At 61.0% G+C, this 24,443-nt stretch carries 21 protein-coding genes; 14 read left to right on the forward strand and 7 right to left on the reverse strand.

The window, feature by feature from the left end:
- Positions 1-69: 69 nt before the first annotated feature.
- On the reverse strand, positions 70-774 hold the full coding sequence (locus tag AC1DUP_RS15440; RefSeq protein WP_115036451.1) for a TetR/AcrR family transcriptional regulator: 705 nt from the start codon (positions 772-774) through the stop codon (positions 70-72).
- 83 nt (positions 775-857) lie between these two features.
- Between AC1DUP_RS15440 and AC1DUP_RS15445 the strand changes: the two genes are divergently transcribed.
- From AC1DUP_RS15445 to AC1DUP_RS15460, 4 genes are all read left to right on the forward strand, one after another.
- Entirely contained in the window at positions 858-1,991 is a 1,134-nt protein-coding gene (locus tag AC1DUP_RS15445) for an FAD-dependent oxidoreductase (RefSeq protein WP_115034712.1), read from the forward strand.
- A gap of 138 nt (positions 1,992-2,129) precedes the next feature.
- Complete coding sequence (locus tag AC1DUP_RS15450; protein WP_113301922.1) at positions 2,130-2,711, forward strand: dienelactone hydrolase family protein; 582 nt, start codon at positions 2,130-2,132, stop codon at positions 2,709-2,711.
- Positions 2,712-2,898: 187 nt separating this feature from the next.
- Positions 2,899-4,002 (forward strand): FRG domain-containing protein, encoded by a 1,104-nt coding sequence (locus tag AC1DUP_RS15455; protein ID WP_115034713.1) that lies wholly within the window; start codon positions 2,899-2,901, stop codon positions 4,000-4,002.
- 100 nt (positions 4,003-4,102) lie between these two features.
- A complete protein-coding gene (locus AC1DUP_RS15460; RefSeq protein ID WP_115034714.1) occupies positions 4,103-4,627 on the forward strand; it encodes a hypothetical protein in 525 nt (174 codons plus the stop codon).
- A gap of 39 nt (positions 4,628-4,666) precedes the next feature.
- Here the strand turns inward: AC1DUP_RS15460 and AC1DUP_RS15465 are convergent, their stop codons facing one another.
- Together AC1DUP_RS15465 and AC1DUP_RS15470 are read right to left on the reverse strand one after the other, a co-directional pair.
- A complete protein-coding gene (locus AC1DUP_RS15465; RefSeq protein WP_115034715.1) occupies positions 4,667-5,413 on the reverse strand; it encodes an SDR family oxidoreductase in 747 nt (248 codons plus the stop codon).
- Between the two features lie 35 nt (positions 5,414-5,448).
- Positions 5,449-5,841 (reverse strand): DoxX family protein, encoded by a 393-nt coding sequence (locus AC1DUP_RS15470; protein ID WP_115034716.1) that lies wholly within the window; start codon positions 5,839-5,841, stop codon positions 5,449-5,451.
- 155 nt (positions 5,842-5,996) lie between these two features.
- Between AC1DUP_RS15470 and AC1DUP_RS15475 the strand changes: the two genes are divergently transcribed.
- Together AC1DUP_RS15475 and AC1DUP_RS15480 are read left to right on the forward strand one after the other, a co-directional pair.
- Positions 5,997-6,377 (forward strand): winged helix-turn-helix transcriptional regulator, encoded by a 381-nt coding sequence (locus tag AC1DUP_RS15475; protein ID WP_115034717.1) that lies wholly within the window; start codon positions 5,997-5,999, stop codon positions 6,375-6,377.
- Between the two features lie 395 nt (positions 6,378-6,772).
- Complete coding sequence (locus AC1DUP_RS15480; RefSeq protein WP_113510321.1) at positions 6,773-7,741, forward strand: MBL fold metallo-hydrolase; 969 nt, start codon at positions 6,773-6,775, stop codon at positions 7,739-7,741.
- A gap of 62 nt (positions 7,742-7,803) precedes the next feature.
- On the opposite strand, the gene AC1DUP_RS15485 is transcribed toward AC1DUP_RS15480, so the two are convergent.
- Positions 7,804-8,277 carry an NUDIX domain-containing protein gene (locus AC1DUP_RS15485; RefSeq protein WP_477833077.1) on the reverse strand — a complete coding sequence of 158 codons (474 nt, stop codon included), beginning with the start codon at positions 8,275-8,277 and terminating at the stop codon, positions 7,804-7,806.
- 328 nt (positions 8,278-8,605) lie between these two features.
- Here AC1DUP_RS15485 and AC1DUP_RS15490 point away from each other — a divergent pair, with 328 nt between their 5' ends.
- Both AC1DUP_RS15490 and AC1DUP_RS15495 read left to right on the forward strand, forming a co-directional pair.
- Entirely contained in the window at positions 8,606-8,836 is a 231-nt protein-coding gene (locus AC1DUP_RS15490; protein ID WP_113301929.1) for a hypothetical protein, read from the forward strand.
- Between the two features lie 253 nt (positions 8,837-9,089).
- The gene (locus AC1DUP_RS15495) at positions 9,090-9,620 is read left to right on the forward strand and encodes a dihydrofolate reductase family protein (RefSeq protein ID WP_113510319.1); all 531 of its coding nucleotides are present in this window, start codon (positions 9,090-9,092) and stop codon (positions 9,618-9,620) included.
- 164 nt (positions 9,621-9,784) lie between these two features.
- Here the strand turns inward: AC1DUP_RS15495 and AC1DUP_RS15500 are convergent, their stop codons facing one another.
- A complete protein-coding gene (locus AC1DUP_RS15500) occupies positions 9,785-10,006 on the reverse strand; it encodes a hypothetical protein (RefSeq protein WP_477833078.1) in 222 nt (73 codons plus the stop codon).
- A gap of 1,115 nt (positions 10,007-11,121) precedes the next feature.
- On the opposite strand from AC1DUP_RS15500, the gene AC1DUP_RS15505 reads away from it, so the two are divergent.
- The 6 genes from AC1DUP_RS15505 (at position 11,122) to AC1DUP_RS15530 (ending at position 22,481) form a co-directional block, all read left to right on the forward strand.
- The gene (locus AC1DUP_RS15505; RefSeq protein ID WP_477833079.1) at positions 11,122-16,395 is read left to right on the forward strand and encodes a DUF4082 domain-containing protein; all 5,274 of its coding nucleotides are present in this window, start codon (positions 11,122-11,124) and stop codon (positions 16,393-16,395) included.
- A gap of 22 nt (positions 16,396-16,417) precedes the next feature.
- Positions 16,418-17,650, forward strand: coding sequence for a GTP-binding protein (locus tag AC1DUP_RS15510; RefSeq protein WP_477833080.1), 1,233 nt, complete (start codon positions 16,418-16,420; stop codon positions 17,648-17,650).
- Between the two features lie 67 nt (positions 17,651-17,717).
- On the forward strand, positions 17,718-18,026 hold the full coding sequence (locus tag AC1DUP_RS15515) for a hypothetical protein (RefSeq protein ID WP_113301933.1): 309 nt from the start codon (positions 17,718-17,720) through the stop codon (positions 18,024-18,026).
- A 44-nt stretch (positions 18,027-18,070) separates the two neighbouring features.
- Positions 18,071-20,215 carry a peptidase domain-containing ABC transporter gene (locus tag AC1DUP_RS15520; RefSeq protein ID WP_113312261.1) on the forward strand — a complete coding sequence of 715 codons (2,145 nt, stop codon included), beginning with the start codon at positions 18,071-18,073 and terminating at the stop codon, positions 20,213-20,215.
- On the forward strand, positions 20,212-21,657 hold the full coding sequence (locus tag AC1DUP_RS15525) for an HlyD family type I secretion periplasmic adaptor subunit (RefSeq protein WP_113301935.1): 1,446 nt from the start codon (positions 20,212-20,214) through the stop codon (positions 21,655-21,657). The genes AC1DUP_RS15520 and AC1DUP_RS15525 overlap by 4 nt, the downstream gene beginning before the upstream one ends.
- Before the next feature lie 524 nt (positions 21,658-22,181).
- Positions 22,182-22,481: a helix-turn-helix domain-containing protein gene (locus AC1DUP_RS15530; protein ID WP_245503764.1), complete on the forward strand. Its 300-nt coding sequence runs from the start codon at positions 22,182-22,184 to the stop codon at positions 22,479-22,481.
- 69 nt (positions 22,482-22,550) lie between these two features.
- Here AC1DUP_RS15530 and AC1DUP_RS15535 read toward each other — a convergent pair whose 3' ends face one another.
- Positions 22,551-23,228: a hypothetical protein gene (locus AC1DUP_RS15535; protein ID WP_113309148.1), complete on the reverse strand. Its 678-nt coding sequence runs from the start codon at positions 23,226-23,228 to the stop codon at positions 22,551-22,553.
- 25 nt (positions 23,229-23,253) lie between these two features.
- On the reverse strand, positions 23,254-24,435 hold the full coding sequence (locus AC1DUP_RS15540) for a gluzincin family metallopeptidase (protein WP_477833081.1): 1,182 nt from the start codon (positions 24,433-24,435) through the stop codon (positions 23,254-23,256).
- Between the last annotated feature and the right edge of the window lie 8 nt (positions 24,436-24,443).

Below are 24,443 nucleotides of genomic sequence, written 5' to 3' on the forward strand. Positions count from 1 at the left end.
CCGCGGTGTTGATGCGGTTCAAGGCTGCGTCGAGACCCCGACAGGGCGAGAGCCGCCCGTTCCGCAGTCTCAGCTCCCTCGATCCGCCCGGCCGATCGTGCCGATGCCAGCGAGGATCAGGTCGATGCCGGCGAGGAATTGTTCGCGGTCGTCATGGTCGCGCAGCTTCGTCGCCAGATGATGGATGAAGGGATATCGCGCCGGGTCGAGCTCCGTCCAGCTTGCGGCAATAGTGCCGAGGGCGGCGGTCCTGTCCGTGCCTTGCGGCAGCAGGCGGGCATTGGCGGCATTCTGTCCGGCAACGCCGAGGATGTAATTGACCAGCGCCGAGCCGGCATTGAACAGTGCATCTTCGGCAACGCCAAGCGCCTGCAGCCTGCCGCCGATCGCTTCGAAGATCTCCAGCATCGCCGCCTGCCACGGCTCGCGAAAAAGATGTGTGCCGACCCAGGGGTGGGCGTCGATGGCGTCAAACAGACCGAGGGCAAAGGTGCGGATCGCCTGGCCCGGCTCGGCATCTACAGCGACATCGGTCAGGACACGGCCGATAATGGCGTCGGTGGCGGCGGTCAGCAATTCGTTCTTGTCGGCGACATGCCAGTAGATCGCTCCGCTGCCTGTCGACAGACGCGCCGCAAGCGCGCGGAAAGTCAGGGCGTTTTCGCCCTCGGCATCGAGGATCATGATGGCCGCTTCGACGATGCGCTCCTTGGAGAGCGCGTCGGTGCGCCGTTCGCCGCGCGGGGTCCGTGTCTGCTGAGTCTTTATTTTCATGGGCCGCATCTTGACATGAATGGAACGACGTTCCAACTACTAGCTGTGGAACGTTGTTCCAATCACCTTCGGAAAGGAAGACAATGACTGCAACAGTCACGATCGTCGGGGCAGGCCTCGGCGGCCTCACGCTTGCCCGCGTCCTCGCCGTCAACGGTATAAAGGCGACGATCTACGAGGCGGAGCCTTCGGCCGAGGCCCGCACACAGGGCGGCCAGCTCGATATTCACGCCCATAACGGCCAGCGGGCGCTTGAGGCTGCCGGCCTCACCGAAGCGTTTCGCGCCATCATCCATCACGGCGCAGAGGCGGCCCGCGCGCTTGACCAGCATGGCGCGGTGCTGCTGGAGAAGGCCGATGACGGCACGCTGTCGCGGCCGGAAGTGCTGCGCGGCGATCTGCGCCGCATCCTCATCAGCTCCCTGCCTGATGGCACGATCCGGTGGGGCAAGAAACTCACCGGCGTTACGGCGCTCGGCGGCGGCCGGCACGAACTGCGCTTTGCCGATGGCACCGGCGTCATCAGCGATCTGCTCGTCGGGGCCGATGGCGCGTGGTCGAAGGTGCGGCCGCTGCTTTCGGATGCAACGCCCGCCTATGTCGGCACGGCCTTTGTCGAGGCCTATCTCCACGATGCCGATATCAGCCACACGGCCACGGCGGAAGCTGTCGGCCTCGGCGCGATGTTTGCGCTTTCGCCGGGCAAGGGCATCGTCGCCCATCGCGAAGCGGGCGGCGTGCTGCACGCCTATATCCAGATGAACCGCTCGCCCGAATGGATCGCCGGCATCGACTTTTCAGACACCGCCGCGGCAAAGGCGCGGATCGCCGGGGAATTCGCCGGCTGGGCGCCGGCGCTTACCGCGCTGATCACCGAAAGCGATACGGCGCTCGCCCCGCGCCTGATCCATGCGCTGCCGGATGCGCACCGGTGGCCGCGTCTGCCGGGCGTGACGCTCATCGGCGACGCCGCCCACCTGATGGCGCCATCAGGCGAGGGAGCAAACCTCGCCATGTTCGACGGCGCGGAGCTCGCAAAGGCAATCGCCGCGCAGCCCGACAATATCGAAGCGGCGCTTGCCGCCTATGAGGAGCCGATGTTTGCCCACAGCGCCACCGAGGCGGAAGGCGCGCGCTTTATTCTGGACCTCTGCGTCGGCGAGCGCGCACCCTATGGGCTGGTCGATTTCCTGGCCGGCAAGCTCGGGCAGGGATGAGGCGCTGAGCCCGCACCGCCGGCTGCCTTGATGGCGGCAGCAATCGAGCCGAACCAAACGGCCTCACTCTTCCCGGCAAAGCGGTGGTTCGGTAGAGTGGCCGAACGCGCGCCAGATCATCTCACCCGGAGGCTCACTATGGCCGAGGTCTTGTTGTTCCACCACGCACAGGGGCTGACCCCGGGCGTGCGTGCCTTCGCCGACGATATCAGGGCTGCCGGTCATATCGTGCACACGCCTGACCTCTTCGACGGACGCACCTTCCAGAGCATCGATCAGGGTCTCGCCTTTATCGGCGAGACAGGATTCGACGCCATGCGGGAGCGCGGCGTCCGCTTCGCCGACGGATTGCCTGCGGGTGTCGTCTATGCCGGGTTCTCGTTCGGTGTGCTGCCGGCGCAGAAGCTGGCGCAGACACGGGCAGGGGCCCGCGGAGCCCTGCTTTTCTACTCCTGCCTGCCGATCAGCGGCGAGTGGGCCTTCGGACCCTGGCCGGAGGGCGTTGCGGTGCAGATTCACGGCATGGACAAGGACCCGGTCTTCGTCGGCGAGGGCGATATCGACGCCGCCCGCGAAATCGTCGAGACGGTCGATGACGCGGAGCTTTTCCTGTATCCCGGCGATCAGCACTATTTCGCCGACAGCTCGCTCCCGTCCTATGATGCGGATGCCACCGCGCTGCTCACGATCAGGGTGCGCGCGTTTCTGGATCGCGTTTGATCCATTCCGGCGTGCCGGAAGATCGACAGGTATGGACGGGGAAGGCGTGCGTCAGATGTGCGCTTCTCTTATGACAACGTCGAAATTGTGGAATTGCACTTAACCAAAATAGTTATTGTAAAAGTTGCGTCGCCTGAATCACTTCCTTGAGCTATGCAACATTTAGGACTTTAACGGGTAGGCGCATATGCACGGGCAATGGCACGGCCAAGTAGACGAGGAAACTTATGTAAATATTGAGATTGATGATTGCGGTTCATTTTATAGGGGGCGCGGCCATTTCTTTGGCCACTACAGTTGGCTGGCGGTCTGCAACTTTGTTACACTAGATAAATCACCTACCCAGGATCTTAGTGTCGATCTGCTATATGAGAGGGAAGAGGGAAGCTCTTCAATTCCTATCGAAGATTTGAAGAAAGCATTTCCAGACGGCGAATTTCCATTAAAGGCCCGTCTCAAACTTCAAATTACGCGAAAGGGGCTGAAGGCGACAATTTCTACCCAGTTGCAAGCAGGTATTTTTTCTCGCACCCATGTATTTAGTCCGTCGAACTCTGGTAAAAAGAGTAATATTTTAGCAGATAGGAATGTGAACTCCTGGAAGAAATTTAAAGCATACGTAGCAAAGGCCGAAAGTAACCAATATATTTACCGAGGCCAGCCTGTGCAAAAGAGATTGAGAAGCGCGTTTCATAGAACGAACAGAAAGATTTTGTGGCGGTACGTAAACGACGACATTCCAAGACTACACAGGGTCCTTTCGGCGAATACAAAGCATTTTTTCAATCTGTCTAACCCGAATGAGAATGGGTCGTTCTGGCACATTGCGCAACACCATGGATACCCAACCCCGTTGCTGGATTGGTCGCATTCGCCTTACGTTGCTGCCTATTTTGCTTTCCGCCAAAAAGTTGCTGATCCAGAACCAAAGCGAAAGGTCCGTATTTTCGTGTTCGATGCAAGGGCCTGGAAAGCGGACTTCAGGCAATTCCAATCGGTGGAAAATATAAGGCCCCACCTATCTTTGATGGAGCCATTAGCACTCGAGAATCCACGTGCACTTCCTCAGCAAGCGCTTTCGGGAATCGCGACTGTGGATGACGTTGAGGGTTATGTGGAGAGCCTTGAGCGGCTTCGAAAAAAGAAATATCTGCGAGCTTTTGACCTGCCATATTCAGAGCGAAAAGTCGTCTTGGATGATCTTCGCCTTATGGGGATATCTTCTGGTGCATTATTCCCCGGCCTCGATGGTGCGTGTGAAGATATGAAAATGAGAATGTTTGATTCCTGAGTATTTGATTACTTGACTTGGACATCTTCTAGTCGATGGCGTTTGGGTCACCGCCCGAGGCAGCAATTGACCTGCCAGGGCGAAGATGTAGCCTGTGTCCATGCACGACACGCTGATCGAATATGCCGATCTCATTTCGCTGCTGACGGCCGTCGGCACCTTCGTCGCGATCGTCGCCGGCGTCGTCGAGCTCATCAAGGTGCGCCGCGACCATGTGAAGGAGAAGGAGCAGGAGTTCAACAGCTCCTACCTGACGATCAGCGATGCCTATCACCGGCTGCTCGAACTCTCCGTCGAATATCCCCATCTCGGCATCTTTCCCTGGCAGGAAGAACCCGCCGACCTCTCACCCGACGACCTCGTCAGGCGCGACATTTTCTACGAGATGATGATCTCGATCTTCGAGCGCGCCTATCTGGAGCGGCACAAGACGCCGGAGATATCGGAGCATTTCTGGCCGGGCTGGGAGACGTTCCTGCGCCGGCAGATCGAGAAGCCGTCATTTCGGAAATATTGGGGGATTTTTGAAGGCGAGGGTGCGTTCGGGGCCTATGACCGGCGGTTCGAGGCTTTTGCGAAGGGGCTGGATGGCGGGCAGCGGGCCGGTGGTCGGGGCGGAGCATGACGCGAGGGGCGCAATCGGCTGCGCCCCCTGCTCGTGTGGTCAGCGAGCGCTGTCGATGATTGCGCCGCCATCAGGGGTGAGGCTGTAGCCCGTGATGAACTGCGAATCCCTGCTGGCAAGGAAGAGGACCACCGGGGCAATGTCGTCTTCCGGCGAGCCGAAACGCGCAAGCGCATTGGCTGGCGGCGGGACATCCTTTTGCGCAGCGCCCCAGGTGTCGGCGATCGGCAGGACATTGTTCACGGTGATCTTGTCGGCACCCCATTCGCGCGCCGCCGTGCGGGTCAGCGCGCGCACGGCCTCCTTGGCCATGTTGTAGGGACCATAAGCGGCCAATCCGACGGTACCGGCCATTGAAGCGAAGTTGATGATCCGGCCTTCGCCGCTTTCCTTCAGGTGAGGATAGCAAGCCTGCATGAAGCGCAGATAGGCAATCGGCCCGGTGTCGAAGTTGCGTTGCAGCTGCTCGAGCGAGAGATCGATGATCGAAGACAGGACCGCAGAACCATCGAAGGCATTGTTCACGAGAATGTCGATGCGACCGTAGGCAGCGACAACCTTGTCTACCGCAGCCGTGATCTGGTCGGCCCTACCGACATCGCAGACGACGGCGAGTGCCGTGCCGCCGGCTTCGACGATCTCGGCGACAGCGCGTTCGACGCCTTCGGGCGTGCGCGAAAGAACCGCGACCTTCGCGCCTTCGGCCCCAAGCAGCTTTGCGGTGGCGCGGCCAATGCCGCGGCTTGCGCCGGTGACGATGGCAGTTTTTCCATTGAGTCGACCCATTTCTATCTCCTTGATTTGGATTGGGTTATCGGGCGTCAGCGCGCTGCCGCCTGCAGGTAGGGGGAGGGTATGTCGCGGGCGTCGTTCTGCGTCATGAAGGAGGTGGCCAGCAGCGCCAGGCCGATCGCCGCCGGCAGAGCGCCGGCGGGTTTCCGGACGCCGATATGGGCGAGGCCCGACAGCAGCAGGTGAAAGAAGATGCCGGCATAGGCGAGATCGCTGAGCGGCACGCTGATGCGTGAAAGGATCGCGACCGGGCCGAGAACCTTGATGACGATCATGAACGGAACGAGATAGGGAGCCTTGTATCCAAGCTCCGCCAGCACCCCGCGAACCCAGTCGCCCCTGGTGACGTAGATGCAGGCCGAAGCGAGGTAGAGCACGGATAGAAGGGCCGTGCTGGTCCAGTACAGGTAAAATTCAGGCATAGGTTCATCCCTGTCGCTGCCCGCGCAGCAACATTCCTCTCGTCGAGTTTGTCGGTTTTTCTTGAGAGGCGCTTTTACCGCGCTCCCTTGTGCATGCCGGGAAAATGTCGTCTGAGATCTATATTTGCAAGTAGGATGAATTACTTGCGGTTAGTATGGAAAAGCAGACCATGGCCGAAGACGACGTCAATATGCATGAGGAGATGCGGCGGGCATTCGCCCTGCTTTCCGGCAAATGGAAGCTGGAAATCATGTGGCTGCTCAATCAGCGGGTCTACCGGTTCGGCGAATTGCGCAAGGCTATTCCCGGCATCACCCAGCACATGCTGACCGCGCAACTGCGCGAGCTCGAAGCAGACGGGCTGGTGTCCCGCACCGTCTTTGCCGAGGTTCCTCCGCGCGTCGAATATGAGATCACGCAAAAGGCCCGCGGGCTCGGCCCCACGATGGAGGCGTTGACGGCCTGGTGGACGGAGCATGGGAAAAGCGTGCCGGCGAGACCGAGCGCGCGCGGCCGCAAAACCGGAGACAGCTGAAACGAGGGATAGCTGGATTGCCTTTGGGCCGAGCGGCAAAACGCTTTCTCCCACCGTCGATCCCTTCGAACGGTTCAGCATTCGATGGAAGCTGCTCCGGCCTGGCCGCAGCCGCAAGAGACTGGTTTCATTGCCTGTTTTAACCGCATGCGGCTCATCGAGAGAGATTACCGGGAAGGTGATCTGCGGCCGGCCGCCACTCCCCCAAACGTAAGTTTGGATTACGGAGGCTTGAGGGCGGCTGTAGGTGTTGAGGGCCGCCACCCGAGAAGCGCTCGAAAACGGAAACGTCCGCAAGCACAGGTTCGAGCGCCGGATCCATGGCGGCATGCAACATCAGCGTGCTGCCGAATGGAGAGTGACAGGCTGGTGTCCACACAACACAGGAGCGCGTCATGTCGCAATCAGAAACAAAAACCCGTCCCTCGGGTTCACAGCAGACAAATATGCCCTCGCAGAACACCTCGCAGGCCGGTGCACCGGCGTCCGGCGAGCTGGTTCCGTCGCGCTACGCGCTTGATATCGGCGATATCGAGGTGCTGGTGGTTAGCGATGGCGTGCTGCCGCTGCCAACCGCGATGTTGGGACACAATGCCGAACCGGCCGTCCGCGCCGCCTGGCTCGGCGACATGTTCCTGCCGCCGGACGCTTTCGACTGGTCGCTGAACGTGGTCGTGGTGCGCAGTGGCAAGCAGACGATCCTCGTCGACGCCGGGCTCGGGATCGACCCGGACCTGAATTTGCCGCGGGCCGGCCAGTTGATCAAGCGGCTGGAAGCCGCAGGCATCGATCTGGCATCGGTGACAGACGTGGTACTGACCCACATGCACATGGACCATGTCGGCGGGCTGCTCGTCGAAGGGGTGAAGGAGCGGCTGCGTCCTGACTTGCGCATCCACGTGGCTGCCGCCGAGGTCAAATTCTGGGAGTCGCCCGATTTCTCCCACGTATCCATGCCGCCGGGCTTTCCGGACGCGCTCCGGGCGGCCGCCAAGCGCTTTGCCGATGAGTATAAAGGCCAGCTGCGGCTGTTCGATGAGGAATATGAGGTTGCGCCGGGCGTGGTCGTCACCCGCACCGGCGGCCACACCCCCGGGCATAGCGTGGTGCGCGTGGCATCCGGCGGCGACAAGCTGATGTTTGCCGGCGACGCCGTGTTTGCAGTCGGGTTCGAACATCCCGACTGGTTCAACGGTTTCGAACACGACCCCGAGGAGGCGGTCCGCGTTCGTATCCGGCTTCTGCGCGAGCTGGCGGCGACCGGCGAATTGCTGGTGGCCACCCATCTGCCGTTCCCCTCCATCGGCCATGTGGCAGTCGACGGCGAAGCCTTTCGTTGGGTACCGATCTTCTGGGACTACTGACCGCTACCGGTTATGACGCAATGCCTCTTGCCGGGTGCCTCCCGGCAAGAGGCTGTACGGCATCAATCCGGCATCTGGATAAGGTGCCTGTCCGTCAGGTAGCTTCCGCGCGCCACCGCATCTCTCACCACAAAAGGCCGCAGGTCCAATTCGGCGAGTGACGATAACGGCAGCCAATATTGTTTCAGGTGCGTCTCGCGGCTGACGACGTCATGGCGATCCAGCGACACGAGAAAATAGTGTTCGGCCTGCTGGATGATGCGGCCGCGATAGCGGAAATGGTTCTCCACGCAGAAGAGGTAACGCGCCTCTTTCACCCTGGCATTCGTCTCTTCCTCGAATTCCCTGCGCAGCCGCGTCTCGAACGTATCGCCGATCTCATATTCGCCGCCGATGAAGGCATAGCAGGAGGATGGATCGTCGGCGGGCTGCTGAACCAGCAGTTTTCCGTCCTCCACCACGATGCCCGCAACCCTGATCCTCGGGATCTGCCTCGATGCCACGGCCTGAAAGAAGCGATCCTGACTGGATTCCATGTTTCCCCTCCAAATGGATAGAGCCCATCCTCCGACTGGCAGCGCACACCATCAACTCCATGACACAAATCCGCTACCAAAGACTGTGCCATTCCCACGCAGGTCAAGTTGCACACTACGGAAACTCCCCGGCAGGATGGCCTAAATGATGGCGTCCGCAAGATAAAATCTACCTGTGAGGTCCGGCGCAATTCTTGCAATCATCAGGGGTGGTGGAGCCGTTATTGTCGCGATAAGATCAAGCCGATCTCGCGTCGGGCCTCCACTTGGAACTTGTTGCAGGCCCAACGTATTGTTTAGGCGTTGTTCTACCGATCGAGGAATAAAGATGTCTTCAGAATCCACGCGTCTCACATCCGAGGCCATTACACTGTCGGCCGCGGCCGTTCTGAACTCACTCATCTCCGCTCTTGGCAATAAGGGCCTGCTTTCCCCCGAAGAAGAGCGGGAAGTTTATCGCGCCGCCGCCGAGTTGATCGAAGAGGCTTCCGGCGACGACGAGGACGGAACCTACGAGCTGGCGCGTGAGCTGATCGAACTCAGGCTTGCCGATATCTAGAGCCTTTCCGGCGAAAACGGATTCGCCTTCAATGCTCTAGCTTATTGTTTTCTCTGCAATTCCGGACGCAAAACCGGTTCCCGCTTTTGCTGGAATTGCTCTAGTGGATTGATCGGGCACCGCCAGAAGTGAGTGTTCATGCGCACCCCAAAAACCGATTGCGGATTGAAATCAGTCAAGCTATTCTGCAGCTGATTGTATCGTGCAATCAGAGCCGCCGCCGTGGCGCGGCGTCTGGGAGGAGGAAAAGGGCATGGCCAAGCTTGTGTTCGGAATGAACCAGTCGCTGGACGGCTATATCGACCACCAGCGATTTGCGCCCGGTCCCGCGCTCTTCCGTCACTTCATCGAAAAAGTGCGCGACCTGACGGGCAGCGTGTACGGTCGCCGCCTGTACGAGATCATGCGTTACTGGGACGAAGACCATGCCGACTGGGATGCGGCAGCCCGCGACTTCGCGGCGGCGTGGCGGGGCCAGCCGAAGTGGGTCGTATCGCGCTCGCTGACATCGGTCGGACCCAATGCCACGCTTGTCGATGATGACCTGGAGGCGGCGGTTCGCGGGCTGAAGGCGCGGCTTACCGGGGAGATCGGCGTTGGCGGATCGGACCTGGCGCGAAGCCTGACCGATCTTGGCCTTATCGATGAGTATCAACTGTACCTCCACCCCGTCGTGCTCGGCCACGGCACGCCCTTCTTCGCCGGCCCCCGGCCGCCGCTTCGCCTTGTCGCCAGCGATCGTCTCGACGAGGACGTGATCAGGCTGACCTACGTTCCGGCCTGATCGTGCGATGAGCCCGTGGTGGCAGGGGCGAGGGCCTTGATGTTGCGGAATTGGATGGCAGTCAGGGTTGCCGCCGCCGTGGATAGGGTTAACGGCGTCGGCTCGGCACTCCCTGCGTCTTGATCAATACGTCATCGGGATCACGATCGACATCGGCCGTACGATCAGGGATGGTGAGCGCTGCGTCGACATTGCCCTGTGTCGCCCGATTTTTTCAGGCTCATGACGGCGCGCCGATGACCAATGCCGTCAGCAATGAATGCCGGCAGCAACTGGTTCTGCGATACGTTGTCTTTCGCCGCCGCTAGCCTGGCTTCGTCCATGACATGATGACGGCGCAAGCGGATGCCGATGAACCGGATGACGCCTCTTGCCTGTACCGCCATTGCGCTGACCGGCAATGGTCGTGCTCGATCCGGCCGTCAGGCTCTCCTATGCGCGGATTTTCAGCCTCTTTAAGAATAAAACTGTCATGCAAATTCCTCCGCATAGTGTATATGACCAAAATATATTGAAAGAAGTCAGAACGAAGGCGTTTCCAACAAGTCTACTCTGAGTTCCGTCGTGGAAAATCGGCAGGGGGATCAGAAATATAGCAGAAAAGAATCCCGATATCACCAATATAATCTTCATAAAAATATTTTTATGATCTGTTATAGAAATGCTTCTTTCTCCGGTGTGTGTAAAAATTATGTATGAAGAAAATACCGTAACTTTTACAAATGTAAATGCAAGAACAGCAAACGACAGGCACGTATATAGATCAACCTGACTAGGGTAGTGCACCGGCATCCAGCGCAATTCATAGTGATATTTCGGTGAAAAATATAATATAGGCTTTAAATATCGAGAGATTGTTCCTAGGAAATCAGCGCTCGCCAATGAAATTACGACGATCAGGCCAGAAATGACAAACAGGCTCAGTGGCGGTTGGCAAATATATCTGTCGTAATTTCTGATAAAATTCTCGTTCCTGAACCCGTCAAAGAGCTCAACACCAACTAACCGCTTAAACAGCATATTGCCTACACATCAAATATTCGACAGATCCAGATCAACCAGATTATTGCGTGATGTCCGCTCAGATAACGAGACAGCGTATTTGAGCCCGCCAGAAATCGATGATTGTTGGACTCGGTGTGACTGTCAATGTCGCGCAAGCAGCAATTGAAATAAGTTTGTCGGAATCCATTCAGTCGATACACTGGCGAACAAACTCCTCATTATTATCGAAATATAAGCGCCGTCAGACGGCCCCGGATCTTTTCAATAACGCTCATACGCTCGCAAGAGCCATCCCGAACCTGCGTTACCCCTCAATGGCATAGCCCGCTTTGCCGCCATGCCAGCTCGGGCAGGCGGGAGGGTCATCACATGGACGTAGGGAGGCACCACCCTCATACCCCGGATTGCTGTCGTACGTTCCCTTAGGAAAGGTGCCAGAATGAGCGTCTTGCAATAGCGGTCGAAGGGCCGGCGATGCGGAAGGGGGACGCCGCTGATGCGGAGAATTCATGTTAGTAACCGTGAGTACCTGAGTACATTTGGTGGAGCGTTGAGTATCGGTCGTGCACCCTCTGCCTGGAGTGCAGTTCTGGGATCCGCGACGGTCGTATCTTCCACGAGTACCGATGGTTCCCCAAGCTTTGCCAAACAGGGCAGCGCAACAGTCCAATCCTCCTTTACCGGCACGGTCACATCTTCCCTGATCCCATCAGGCGACATGCAATCGTCCCCGACATCATCGTCGGTGACGCCGGCGCCTGCGGCCGATGGCGGCACGCAGGACACGTCCACGAAGACGGCGTCGGCTGCGACGGTCTTCCAGACACCTTCCTCGACATCGCAACGCACCGTGCTTGGCCCGGATCCGCTCGAGGAGGCTGCGACACTGCCTGTCGCTCCGGCGCTGACGGGTGTTACCGGCGATGCCGGTACCGGCAGCACCAGCACGGCGGCACCGGTCGGTTCCGCCAGCAGTGTCAACATTGCTGCGGTGCGCCTTCAGGCCTCGATAGCTTCCATCTCGGTGGAGCCGAGCCAGGACGTTTCCGCCGAGACGACCGAGGCGGCCCCGACAGCACTGGTGGCACCGATGGCGACGGCTGCGGCCGCGGCAGGCCCCAACAAGATCGCGCTCGAAAACCTGAAGCAGGGCAACCCGATCAGCGAGTGGGGTATCGAAGGCGACGGCAACGGCACGATCCAGGGTTTCGCCACTGAAATCAGCACCAATATCGGCGGGACGGTCGATTTCAAGATCGCCACGGATTCCACCCATTACCGCATCGATATCTACCGCATGGGCTATTATGGCGGGGACGGGGCGCGCAAGGTCGACTCGATCGAGAAATCGCTGACCACGGCGCAGATCCAGCCGCATCCGATCGTCGACATGTCGCTCGGCCTCATCGATTGCGGCAACTGGTCCGTGTCGGCGAGCTGGCAGATCCCTGACGATTTCGTCTCGGGCGTCTATTTCGCCAAGCTGGTGCGCGAGGACGGGGTCGAGGATGCCAGCATCATCCCCTTCGTCGTGCGCGACGACGCCTCGACCAGCGATATCGTCTTCCAGACGTCCGATACGACATGGCAGGCCTATAATGCCTGGGGCGGCGCCAGCCTCTATTACGGCGAAGTCCCCGTCGATCCGGCCGACATGATCGGCTACCTGCCGCCGAACTGCAGCTGCGGCCTGACCGCGATCGGCCGCGCCTCGGCGGTCAGCTACAACAGGCCGATCATCACCAATACGAGCCCGATCGGCGGCTCGCACGATTTTATCTTCGGCGTCGAATCCTCCGCCATCTCCTGGCTGGAGCAGAACGGCTACGACGTGTCCTATATTTCGGGCGTCGATGCCTCGCGCAACGGCGCGCTGCTGCTCAATCACGATGCCTATCTCTCCGTCGGCCATGACGAATACTGGTCGGCAGAGCAGCGCGCAAATGTCGAGGCCGCGCGTGATTCCGGCGTCAATCTCGCCTTCTGGAGCGGCAACGAGTGCTATTGGAAGGTCCGCTGGGAAAGCAGCATCGACGGCAGCGGCCAGGCCTACCGCACCATGGTCTGCTACAAGGAGACCTGGGGCACGAGCACAGACCCGAGCGATGTCGGCACCGGCACCTGGCGCGATCCGCGCTATGCCGATGCGGGCCAGGAGCCGGAGAATTCGCTGACGGGAACGATGTTCCAGGTGGACAGCTACCGCCAGGATACGATCTCCATCCCCTACGACTATTCGAACCTGCGCTTCTGGCGCAATACCGAAGTCTCCCAGCTGAATGAAGGCGATACCTATAATCTCGTGCAGAACCTGCTCGGCTACGAGTGGGATTCCGATGTCGAGAACGGCTTCCGGCCGGATGGGCTCGTCAACCTGTCGCTCTCGTCCATCTCGGTGGAAACCTATCTGCGCGATTACGGCACGACGGTCGGTTCCGCTGTCGCCACCCACAGCCTCACCATGTACCGGGCCGCCAGCGGCGCGCTCGTCTTCGGCGCCGGCACCGTCTTCTGGTCCTGGGGCCTGAGCGACAACCATCAGGGCCCGACGACATCGACCGATCGCAATGTGCAGCAGGCGATGGTCAACATGTTTGCCGACATGGGCATCCAGCCGACCACGCTCGATGCGAGCCTGATCCTGGCGACCCAGTCGACCGACACACTGAAGCCGACCTCGTCGATCAGTTCGTCGATGACGGGCGCAAGCTTCGTCGAAGGGCAGCGCGTGACGATCACGGGCACGGCGCAGGATTTCGGCGGCGGCATCATTGCCGGCGTCGAGGTCTCCACCGATGGCGGCCAGCACTGGTTCAAGGCTACCGGGCGCGAGAGCTGGACCTATAACTGGGTCGTCCAGGCAAGCGGCACCTATACGATCATGTCGCGCGCCGTCGACGACAGCGTCAATCTGGAGGCACCATCGGCCGGCAAGCAGGTCACAGTCAGCCTGTCGTCAACGACGACGAGCCTCTGGACGCTCGCCGAAAAGCCCGCGGTCGAAACCGCGATAGATCGCGAATCGGTCGAGCTCGGCCTGCGTTTCCAGGCGACGACGGCGGGCTCCGTTCAGGGCATCCGCTTCTACAAGGGCTTCTACAATACCGGCGACCATGTCGTCAGCCTGTGGACAGCCGACGGAACGCTGCTGGCGACCGGGGTGTCGGTGGGCGAGCCGCTCTCCGGCTGGCAGACGGTGATGTTCTCCAGTCCGATCCAGATCGCTGCCGGCACGACCTATGTGGCCTCCTATCACAGCAACGGGTTCTTCTCCGTCACCGAGAACTATTTCAACGAGCCCTATGCCAGCGGCGCGCTGAAGGCCGTCGATGGCGGCGGCGTCTTCGCCTACGGCACCAATGCCAGCACATTCCCCGGCCAAAACCCCGGCGGCTCCAACTACTGGGTGGACGTGGTCTTCGATGCCGGGCCGAACAGCGTGCCGGTCGCAACCGACGACAGCGGGCTGATCATCGGCCACAACGGGAACCTGACGATCTCTATTGCCGCGCTTGTGGCAAACGATATCGATCCCAACGGCGATGCGATGACCATTACCGCCGTCGGCAATGCGCTGAACGGCACGGTCGCTCTCAACACGCAGACCGGAACGATCATCTTCACGCCGGCCAACAATTATTCAGGCCCGGCAAGCTTCACCTATACGCTGTCGGACGGGCGCGGCGGCACCGATCAGGGCAGTGTCAGCCTCACCGTTCAGCCGGGTCCGGCCGGCGAGACGCTGTTTACGGGGAGCGAAGGACCGACCGGCGGCGGCTTCAACGACAATACGGCGATGGAACTCGGCATGAAGTTCGTCGCTTCCTCAAGCGGCACGATCTCGGGCATCCGCTATTACAAGGCTGCCGGCGATACCAGTGTGCATACCGGCTCCATCTGGAAGGCAGACGGCACACTCGTTGCCACTGTTACCTTTATCAACGAGTCGCACTCCGGCTGGCAGACCGCGATCTTCTCCACGCCGCTGCAGATCACGGCGGGTGCGACCTATGTCGCCTCCTACCACACGACCGGCAGCTATGTGGCGACGGCAGGCTATTTCAACACGGCCCATACCAACGGCTCGCTGACGGCGCTAGCAGGTGCGAACGGCGTCTACGCCGTCGGATCGGGCTCGACCTTCCCGACATCGAGCTACCAGTCGACGAACTACTGGGTCGATGTCGTCTACAACCAGTCGACGGGCAACATGGTGCCGGTCGCTGCCAATGACAACGGCTATACGACCTATGCCAACACGGCCCTGTCGATTGCCGCTGCCAATTTGCTCGCCAATGACAGCGATGCCGATGGCGATCCGCTCAGCATCACCGGCGCAAACGGCGCGGTCAACGGAACGGTGACCTTCAACAGCCAGAACAACACCGTCATTTTCACGCCGACAGCAGGCTATACGGGTTCGGCAAGCTTCTCCTATTCGATCTCGGACGGGCATGGCGGCACGGCCTCGGCCACCGTCAGCCTCAATGTCGGACAGCAGCCTGACGGCACGGGCCTGTTTTCGGCCTCCGACGCACCGGCAAGCGCTACCGACGACAATTCGTCCGTCGAACTCGGCGTCAAGTTCATCGCGTCGGCCCGTGGCGAGATCACCGGACTGCGCTACTACAAGAGCGCGCAGGACACCGGCACGCATGTCGGCTCACTCTGGACCAGCAGCGGCCAGCTTCTGGGGCAGGCGACCTTCTTCAGCGAGACGGCAAGCGGCTGGCAGACGGTGACCTTCGCGCAGCCGATCGCCGTTTCGGCAGGCGTCACCTATGTGGCGAGCTACCATTCCAACGGCTTCTACTCGGCAACCGCGAACTACTTCACGTCTGACCATACGAATGGCGCGCTGACGGCGCCGTCGAGCGCGGCAAGCGGCGGCAACGGCCTCTATGCCTATGGCACGGGCAGCCTGTTCCCGACGGCGAGCTACAATGCGACCAATTACTGGGTCGATGTGCTCTACCGGGAGCCGGTGCAGAATGCGGGTCCGGTCGCCGCAAACGACAGCGGCTTCTCGACCAATGCCGGCACGCCGATCACCATCCAGGCCTCGGCGCTCACCGCCAATGACAGTGATGCCGATGGCGATGCGATCTCGATCACCGGGGTCAGCGGCGCGGTCAACGGCTCGGTATCCTATGACAGCCAGGCCCAGACCATCACCTTCACGCCGACTGCGGGATATACCGGGCCTGCGAGCTTCAGCTATGCCATCGCCGACGGCCATGGCGGCACGGCAACGGCCGATGTCTCGCTTGCCATCAACAATCCCGGCCCTGAGCAGAACCTCTTCAGCGCCGGCGCGACCCCTGCAATCGTTTCGACCAACGACAACCAGCCGGTCAATCTCGGCATGAAATTCCAGGCCGATACCGCAGGCTGGGTCACGGGCATCCGCTTCTACAAGGGGGCCGACAATACAGGCCCGCATTCCGGCTATCTCTGGACCTCCTCGGGCACGCTGCTCGGCAGCGTCAGCTTCGACAACGAAACGGCAAGCGGCTGGCAGACCGCGACGCTCACCCATCAGGTCGCGGTCGCAGCGGATACGACCTACGTCGTTTCCTACAGCACCAACGGCAATTATTCGGCGACCGGCAATTACTTCAGCGCCGATGTGACGAACGGCGACCTGAGGGGGCTCGGCGGCAGCAACGGCGTCTACGCCTATGGGTCGAGCGGGCTGTTCCCGAGCGCCAGCTATAACAGCACGAACTACTACGTGGACGTAGCATTCAGACCGCAGCTCGCGGCGTAAAGGAAGCGGGCGGGGAGTACCGATGACGCGTGCAGACAACAGACTTCCGGTGACGGTCCTTGCCGGTTTTCTCGGCGCCGGCAAGACGACGATCCTCAACCATGTCCTGCGCAATCGCGAGGGGCGCCGGGTCGCCGTGATCGTCAACGACATGAGCGAAATCAATATCGATGCCGATCTCGTGCGCGACGGAGGCGCCAACCTGTCGCGCACGGACGAGACGCTGGTGGAGCTCACCAATGGCTGCATCTGCTGCACCTTGCGCGACGATCTCCTGAGCGAAGTGCGCCGGCTCGCCGCCGCCGGCCGCTTCGACTATCTGCTGATCGAGGGCACCGGCATTGCCGAGCCGCTGCCGGTTGCGGCAACCTTCTCCTTCCGCGACGAGAGCGGGGCCGCACTCTGCGATGTCGCGCGGCTCGACACGATGGTTTCCGTCGTCGATGCCGTCAATCTTCTGGCCGATTATGCGAGCGCGGAATTCCTGCGGGATCGAGGCGAGAGCCGGGACGGAGACGACGAACGCAGGCTCGTCGAACTGCTCGTCGAGCAGATCGAATTCGCCGATGTCGTGGTCATCAACAAGGCACAGGATGTCGCGCCCGCAGCGCTTGGCGAGGTTCGCCGCATCGTTGCCGCGCTCAACCCCGATGCCCGCGTCATCGAGACCGGCTTCGGCCGGCTGGAACTCGACGCCATCCTGAATACCGGCCTCTTCAGCGAGGCGAAAGCGGCGCGCCATCCGCTCTGGCACAAGGAACTCTTCGGCTGGGGCGACCATGTGCCGGAGACGGAGGAATACGGCATTTCGAGCTTCGTCTATCGCAGCCGCCGGCCGTTCGATCCCACGCGGCTGAACCAATTCCTCGACAGGAAATGGCCGGGCCTCATCCGCGCGAAGGGGCATTTCTGGCTGGCGACAAGGCCCGACGAGATCGGCCTGCTGTCGATTGCCGGCACCCAGTGCCGTATCGATACCAAGGGTTTCTGGTGGGCTAGCGTGCCGAAGGCGCAATGGCCGCGCTTTCAGCCGTTCCGCCAGCTCATCGACCGGCATTGGGATGATGCCTGGGGCGACCGCCGCCAGGAGCTCGTCTTCATCGGCGCCGGCTTCGACGAGGACGAAATCCGCGCCGCACTCGACGATTGCCTGACCGGTGGGGAGACAGGCTTCGATCCGCAGGCTGCCGCCGGGCTTCGGGACCCGTTCCCGGCCTGGCCGCACGCACATATGCATGCACATTCAAGCAGTTAGAGCGTCCTGATGGACGTAGGATGCCCTAAGGTGAAGACGTTTTGATTATCAACCAGAGGAGAGAACAATGAGCAACGAACTTTATGCAGACGGTATCGGCGAAATCACCATCACGGGAACGATCGTGCGCATCGACCTGATGTCGCTCTCGGCCACCGATCGTGACGCCAACAACAATCCGAAGCCGGTCTTCCGCCAGCGCATTATCATGCCTGTCGATGCCTTCGCCAATGCGGTCGATCTCATGCAGAAGGCGCTTGGCGGGTTGGTCGAGGCGGGCGCGGTTCGCCGCATCGGCGACATGTCGGCGGCGGCCGCTGCCGATATCCAGTCGGTGCAGGGCGGCGGTTCGAACGCTTCGCCGAACTTCAACTGATAAAAATAAATATCGCCTCGGTCTTGTATTGTTTCGGGTGGGCCATGAGTGGTTTTCTGCATACCAATCTGCACTGTCTTGCTCTCGTCGCGCGTCATCACGGCGTCGATCTCGCTCCTGAGCGATTGCAGCACGATTATGCCGTCGGCAACGATCCCGTTGCCGTGCGGCAGCTGCTGCGCATGGCCAAGGATGCCGGCCTGAGGGCAAGGCATCTTGAGCTCAACTGGCGAAGCCTGTTCCAGCTCGGCGAGGCCTTTCCGGTGCTCGCGGAACTTTCGAACGGCAACTGGGTGGTCATCGCCGGGGCTGTCGGGGAGGGCGAGGATGAGAGGATCCGCGTTCTCGACCCGCTCGCCTCACGCGCCGAGGTGATGATGCTCAGCGAAGAGCAGTTCGCCAAGGCCTGGCTCGGATCGGTGATCCTGCTGAAGCGCAACTATCGCATGTCCGACGAGGACCGGCCCTTCGGCTTCCGCTGGTTCGTCCCCGAAATCATCAAGCAGCGCAGCTTCTTCCGCGATGTCGCGCTCGCCGCCTTCGTGCTTTACGGCCTCGGGCTCACGACGCCGATCTTCTTCCAGCTCGTCATCGACAAGGTGCTCGTGCACCAGAGCTATGCGACGCTGACGGTTCTGACGGCGGGCATTGCGATCGCGCTCATCTTCGACGCGACCTTCACCTTCCTGCGCCGCTACCTGCTGCTCTACGCGACGAACAGGATCGACATCCGCGTCGCGACACGCACCTTCGGCCATCTGCTGAACCTGCCGATTGCGCTCTTCGAACAGGCCTCGGCCGGCGTTCTCGTCAAGCACATGCAGCAGACGGGGCGCATCCGTGAATTCCTGACCGGCCGGCTGTTCCTGACCCTTCTGGACGGCGTGTCGCTTCTCGTCTTCGTGCCGATCCTGCTTCTCTACAGCGTCAAGCTGACGCTGGTGGTGCTCGGTTTTGCTGCCCTTGTCGGGCTGGTGGTGATGATGCTCGTCGGGCCGTTCCAGCGCCGCTTGCAGGCGCTCTACCAGGCCGAAGGCGACCGGCAGGCCTTGCTGGTGGAAACCGTGCACGGCATGCGCACCGTCAAATCGCTGGCTCTGGAGCCACGCCAGCGCAAGGTGTGGGATGATTATTCGGCCCAATCGATCTCCGTGCGTTTCCGGGTCGACAAGATCTCGACCATCGCCCAGGCGATGACGGGATTGCTGGAGAAGCTGATGAGTGTGGCGATCATCGGTCTCGGCGCGCTCGATGTGTTCAGCGGCACGATGACGATCGGCGCGCTCGTCGCCTTCAACATGCTCGCCGGCCGCGTCTCGGGACCGCTCGTCCAGATCGTCACCATGGTGCACGAATATCAGGAAGTGGCGCTCTCGGTGCGCATGCTTGGCGAGATCATGAACCAGCGGCCGGAGCAGGCGGGCCGCGGGCGCGGTGTCCGGCCGCATCTGCAGGGTCGCATCGAATTCGACAAGGTGACCTTCCGCTACGGCCCGGACAGCGCGCCGGCGCTCGATAATGTCTCCTTCGCCATTCCGGCGGGCTGCGTCTTCGGCGTGGTCGGCAAGAGCGGCTCGGGCAAGACGACGATCACAAGGCTCATCCAGGGGCTCTATCAGAGCCAGGAAGGCCTTGTGCGCATGGACGGCTATGACAGCCGCGAGATCGACCTCGTGCATCTGAGAACCAGCATCGGCGTCGTGCTGCAGGATAACTTCCTGTTCCGCGGCTCGGTTCGCGAAAATATCGCCGCCGCCAAGCCCGATGCCAGCATCGAGGAAATCATGGAAGTTGCCCGCATCGCCGGCGCCGAGGAGTTCATCGAGCGCCTGCCGCGCGGCTTCGACACGATGCTGGAGGAAAACGCCTCCAACCTCTCCGGCGGCCAGAAGCAGCGCCTGGCGATTGCGCGCGCGCTGATCACCGATCCGAAGTTGTTGATCTTCGATGAGGCAACCAGCGCGCTCGACCCTGACAGCGAGGCGATCATCCGCGAGAACCTCAGCCGCATCGCTGCCGGGCGCACCGTCATCATCGTCTCGCACCGGCTTTCGACGCTCGTCGATGCCGATGCCATTCTCGTCGTCGAGCGTGGCAAGGTCGCCGATATCGGCCGGCACGATCAGCTTGTATCGCGCTGCATGACCTATCGCCACCTGTGGTCCCAGCAGATGAGGCAGGTCGCATGAACGCGCACGCCAGAAAACCCAGCGAGAACCTGCCAGTGCCATCAGACAAAGGTCCTTCAGACAAAGGGCGATCGGGTCAGGGCAGGGAACTGATCGCCCGCCCGCCGCTGCCGCCGGCGATCGCGGAATTCCAGTCCGATGCCGTCGAGCTTGAGGAACGCGCGCCGCCGCGGGTGGCGCGCATGACGCTCTATTGCGTGACGGCGCTGATTGCCGCGGCAATCATCTGGGCCTCGGTCTCGTCCATCGACGAGGTGGTGATCGCGCCCGGCAAGCTCGTCACCACGCAGCCGACCATCGTCGTCCAGCCGCTCGAAACCTCGATCATCCGCACGATCGAGGTGAAGGCCGGCGAGGTGGTGCATGCCGGGCAGACGCTGGCCACCCTCGACGCCACTTTCAGCCAGGCCGATGTCGACCAGCAGCAGGCAAAATTCGCCGCACTCGACGCCCAGGTGAAGCGCATCGAGGCCGAGCTTGCCGGCGACGACTATACGAAGTTGGCGGGAAACACCCCCGACCAGACGCTGCAGGCGCAGCTTTTCGGCCAGCGACGGGCCTTCTACATGGCGCAGCTGCAGAATTTCGAGCAGCAGATCGCCGGCCAGTCGGCCGCTCTTGCGGCGAGCAAGAACCAGGAGGCCGTGCTCAACGACAGGCGCGACGGGCTCTCGCAGATCGAGGCAGCGCGGGAGCGGCTCTATAACAAGCAGAGCGGCTCGCTGATCACGCTGCTCGGCTCGCGCGACGCCCGCCTCGACGTCGAGTCCAGCCTGTCCGCCGTTCGCGGCAAGGCCGACGAGGCGGCGCACGCCTATGCCAAGCTCAGGGCCGACCGCCAGGCCTTCATCGAGGATTTCCGCCGCGCCGCGATGGAGCAGCTGGTGGAACTGCGCGGCCAGCGCGACATGGCCGACGAGGAACTGAAGAAGATGGAGCTGCGCCGCAACATGGTGTCGCTGACCGCACCCGCCGATGCCGTCGTGCTCGATCTCGCCCAGCGCTCCATCGGCTCCGTCGTGCGCGAGGCCGAACCGGTGGTGACGCTGGTGCCGATCAACGTGCCGCTCGAAGCCGAAGTCTCGATCAACACCCGCGATATCGGCCGTGTGGCCGTCGGCAAGGACGCCCGCATCAAGCTCGACGCCTATCCCTTCCAGAAATACGGCACCGCCTCGGGCGAGGTGAGGACGATCAGCCAGGACACGTTCCTCACCGGCCAACCGGAACAGACCGCCACGCCGAGCCAACCGGCAGCGCCTTTCTTCAAGGCAAGGATCCTGCTCGCCGACACGCGGCTGAATGCGTCGGACGTGCCGGTAAGGCTGCTGCCCGGCATGACCGTGACGACGGAGATCAAGGTGGGGAACAGGACAGTGATCTCGTATTTCCTCTATCCGCTGCTGCGCGGGCTGGATAGCGCGATCCGGGAGCCGAATTGAGGGGGCCGCAGGGCGAGGTGTAGGGCGAGGGGCCCTACACCAGCCAGGGGATGGGGGCGCGCCGCCGCTTACGGCGCTGCCCCCAGACCTGTTTTGGGGGCGTCCGGTTTTCTGGTGCGCGGCGTCTTCGGCCCGTCATCTCGGTGGGAAGCAGTCATGACGGGAAGTTTGAGGCAGGCACCTGCGCCCAAGGTGAACTCATCTGCAGCCATGGCCGCTTTCAGGGCAGAATCGGGCTTTTTCGTTGATCAAGGATAAGGCCGCTTCGCGCCTCCATAGTGGTCATCGAGCCACCGGTCGACGTCGCCGCAAAGCGGACATTACGTGGTGAAAACACCCGGTCGCAGCGGAGCCATAAGCTGTCATCTCGCCATTTCAGTGACGAGGGCTCGGCACTGCAGTGTAGTGGCGCTATGCTGCAATCCGAAAAAGTCTAGTTCCGAAAGGACATATTGGCGAGTCTGATCCGGGGCGAGATGGCTTTATGGCTTGCTGTGCTAACGACGAAGAACACCGGCAGACAAATGCCAGCACGGAGACAATACTGGCGGCAGCCTGAGATATTCCTCTTCCGCCCTTTCGCCGAGGCGCTCTACTGTTTCGAAGCACTGAACCGGCCGCTGGCAGACGCGGAAAATCCGCTGACCGGCCGGCAGCGGCAGATATTGACGATGATGGCGCAGGGCAAGACGAGCGGCGAGATCGCCGAGGAGCTGAACCTGTCGCGGCGCACGGTGGAGGCGCACCGCGCGAGAATGATGCGCTCCACCGGGATCAGGAACGCTGCGGAACTGATGGCCTGGTTCTCGACCGAGATGAATTGAGGTGTGTTTGAGACGCGTGAACGGCGTGTGGCCGATAGCTTCGGCCACACTAGCCGCGTGATACCGGAGTCAGCCGCTGATCGGCGGCCGCGACGGTGCAAGCCTCATGGTCTGTGAGTAGGCGAGCGGTGAACGGTTGCCCGGAAGATTGGCGTCGAGGATGAGCGTCTTTACATCGTCGATGCGAATATCGATCACGATGACATCCTCAAGCTTGTCGATCTGCCATACGGCATAGCCGAGGCCTGGGCCGTATCCGCAATCGCATTCGCAATAGCCGGATGTAAGCTGGTGGGGTAGACATGGCAGGAACATGATCAACGGCTTTGGCAAATCATAGCAGTGCCCTTCATAGGAGTAGCCGTATATGACGCCGATACACCTGCCTTTGTCATCGTCGCAGCATTTCTTGGAGGATATCTCCACCGGGAGAGAATAAACATCGAAACCCAGCAGGCCCGCGAGTGTGATTTTTTCCTTAAAAATCGCAAAGATGGGATCAAGGGTGTATGCTAGGCTTTTTCTTACGATTTCTGCTATTTTCTTTGTATCGCCCTCGATGTTGTTGACGTGTAGGTCATTTTCGAGTCGTTTTAGTACCTCTTTCTCGGAATTTACAAAGATGGGCGCGTGATCAGCCAAGCGCCCATATAATCGCACTTCGCCTGGTCTATAGGCGCTATAGTTGGGAGGCGTTAGGCCTGTTGGGTTTGGACCTACACCGGGATGGCAGCAGCAGTCACTCATGTTCCCCTCCTATCAAGGACTGGTTTCACCTGATGATTTCACGCCATACAAAATTTGCCTCGAGCCGTTCGGCCGCGACCCCGTCGACCGTTGCTGCAACCACCGCCCTTGCGACTTGATCAAGCGTCATAGTGTTTGGATCGAGCGAGCGCAGCGACCCCGCGAGCGCGCGACCGACCTGGTCGCGGGCGGTTTCGAGTGCCAGCTTGAAATAGAGCGGCCGGTCGCGGAACGATCGCTCGGTCAAGCCGCGAAACTCGTCGAATTGGTCGAGCGTCAATTCACTGAGATCGACGTCGAGCAGGCGCGGGTCGGCGAACCCTTCGCGAACCAATTGGCGGTGGTAGACGTCTACGATGCTGTCGAAGATCGCGCCGAGGAAGGGGAGCGAGCGGTCGTGCGGTTCGCGGGTGGTTTCCGACATGCGGCGGAAATTGGTAGCCAGCCGGATTTGCGTCTCGGGACTAGTCTCGGCGAAACGGTTGAGCTCATTGGAGAGCAGAAGATTGCCTTGCGTCCGACGCAGCAGCCGGTCGACGGCGGAATCGAAATGCAGCAGCGAGATCAGCGACACACAGTCGGAAAAGGCTTCCGAAAACGGGAAGAAATCGGCCTCGCGCGATGTGATCATCGGGATGCCGAGTTCCGACAGGCTGATGAAATGGCCGACCTCGTGGGCGACTGTGTCGAAGTTCAGCGCATAGGGCCGCAGCACGCCGCCGACATCGGAGGCTCCCAGCTCCAGATAGCCGTAGCCGGCATGGGCGTTGTCCCAGTCGACCAGGGGAATGATTTCCAGGCGGCGAAAGGCCGGGTCGAAGAACCAGCGGATGCGATGACCGAGATAGCTGTGCCAGATGTCGAGCACGAAATGTACGCAGGCATAGACGTGGACGCCGAGGTAGGCCCGCGATTTCGGGTCCATATTGTCGAAGTTACGATCCGGGCCAGATCGTGCCGCCGGTCGCCGCTCGCCTTCGAACGGCGGCAGATCGTCAGGACCATAGGGCTGTTTTTCGATCAACGGATCGACCACGTACACCCACTGGTCGCTCGGTCCGTCACGAATCTCGTCGGGCAGGATCGAGAGCCAGACGCGATCGGGCTCTTCGTAGCCGGGGATGAAGGGAGGCTGGGGGAAAATCCAGAATCGTGTTCCGATGCGTGGGTCCACGCGTTCCGTCACATTGTTCGGATACGATTCCATGGCACAAT

Source organism: Rhizobium sp. 01L419, assembly GCF_056400025.1.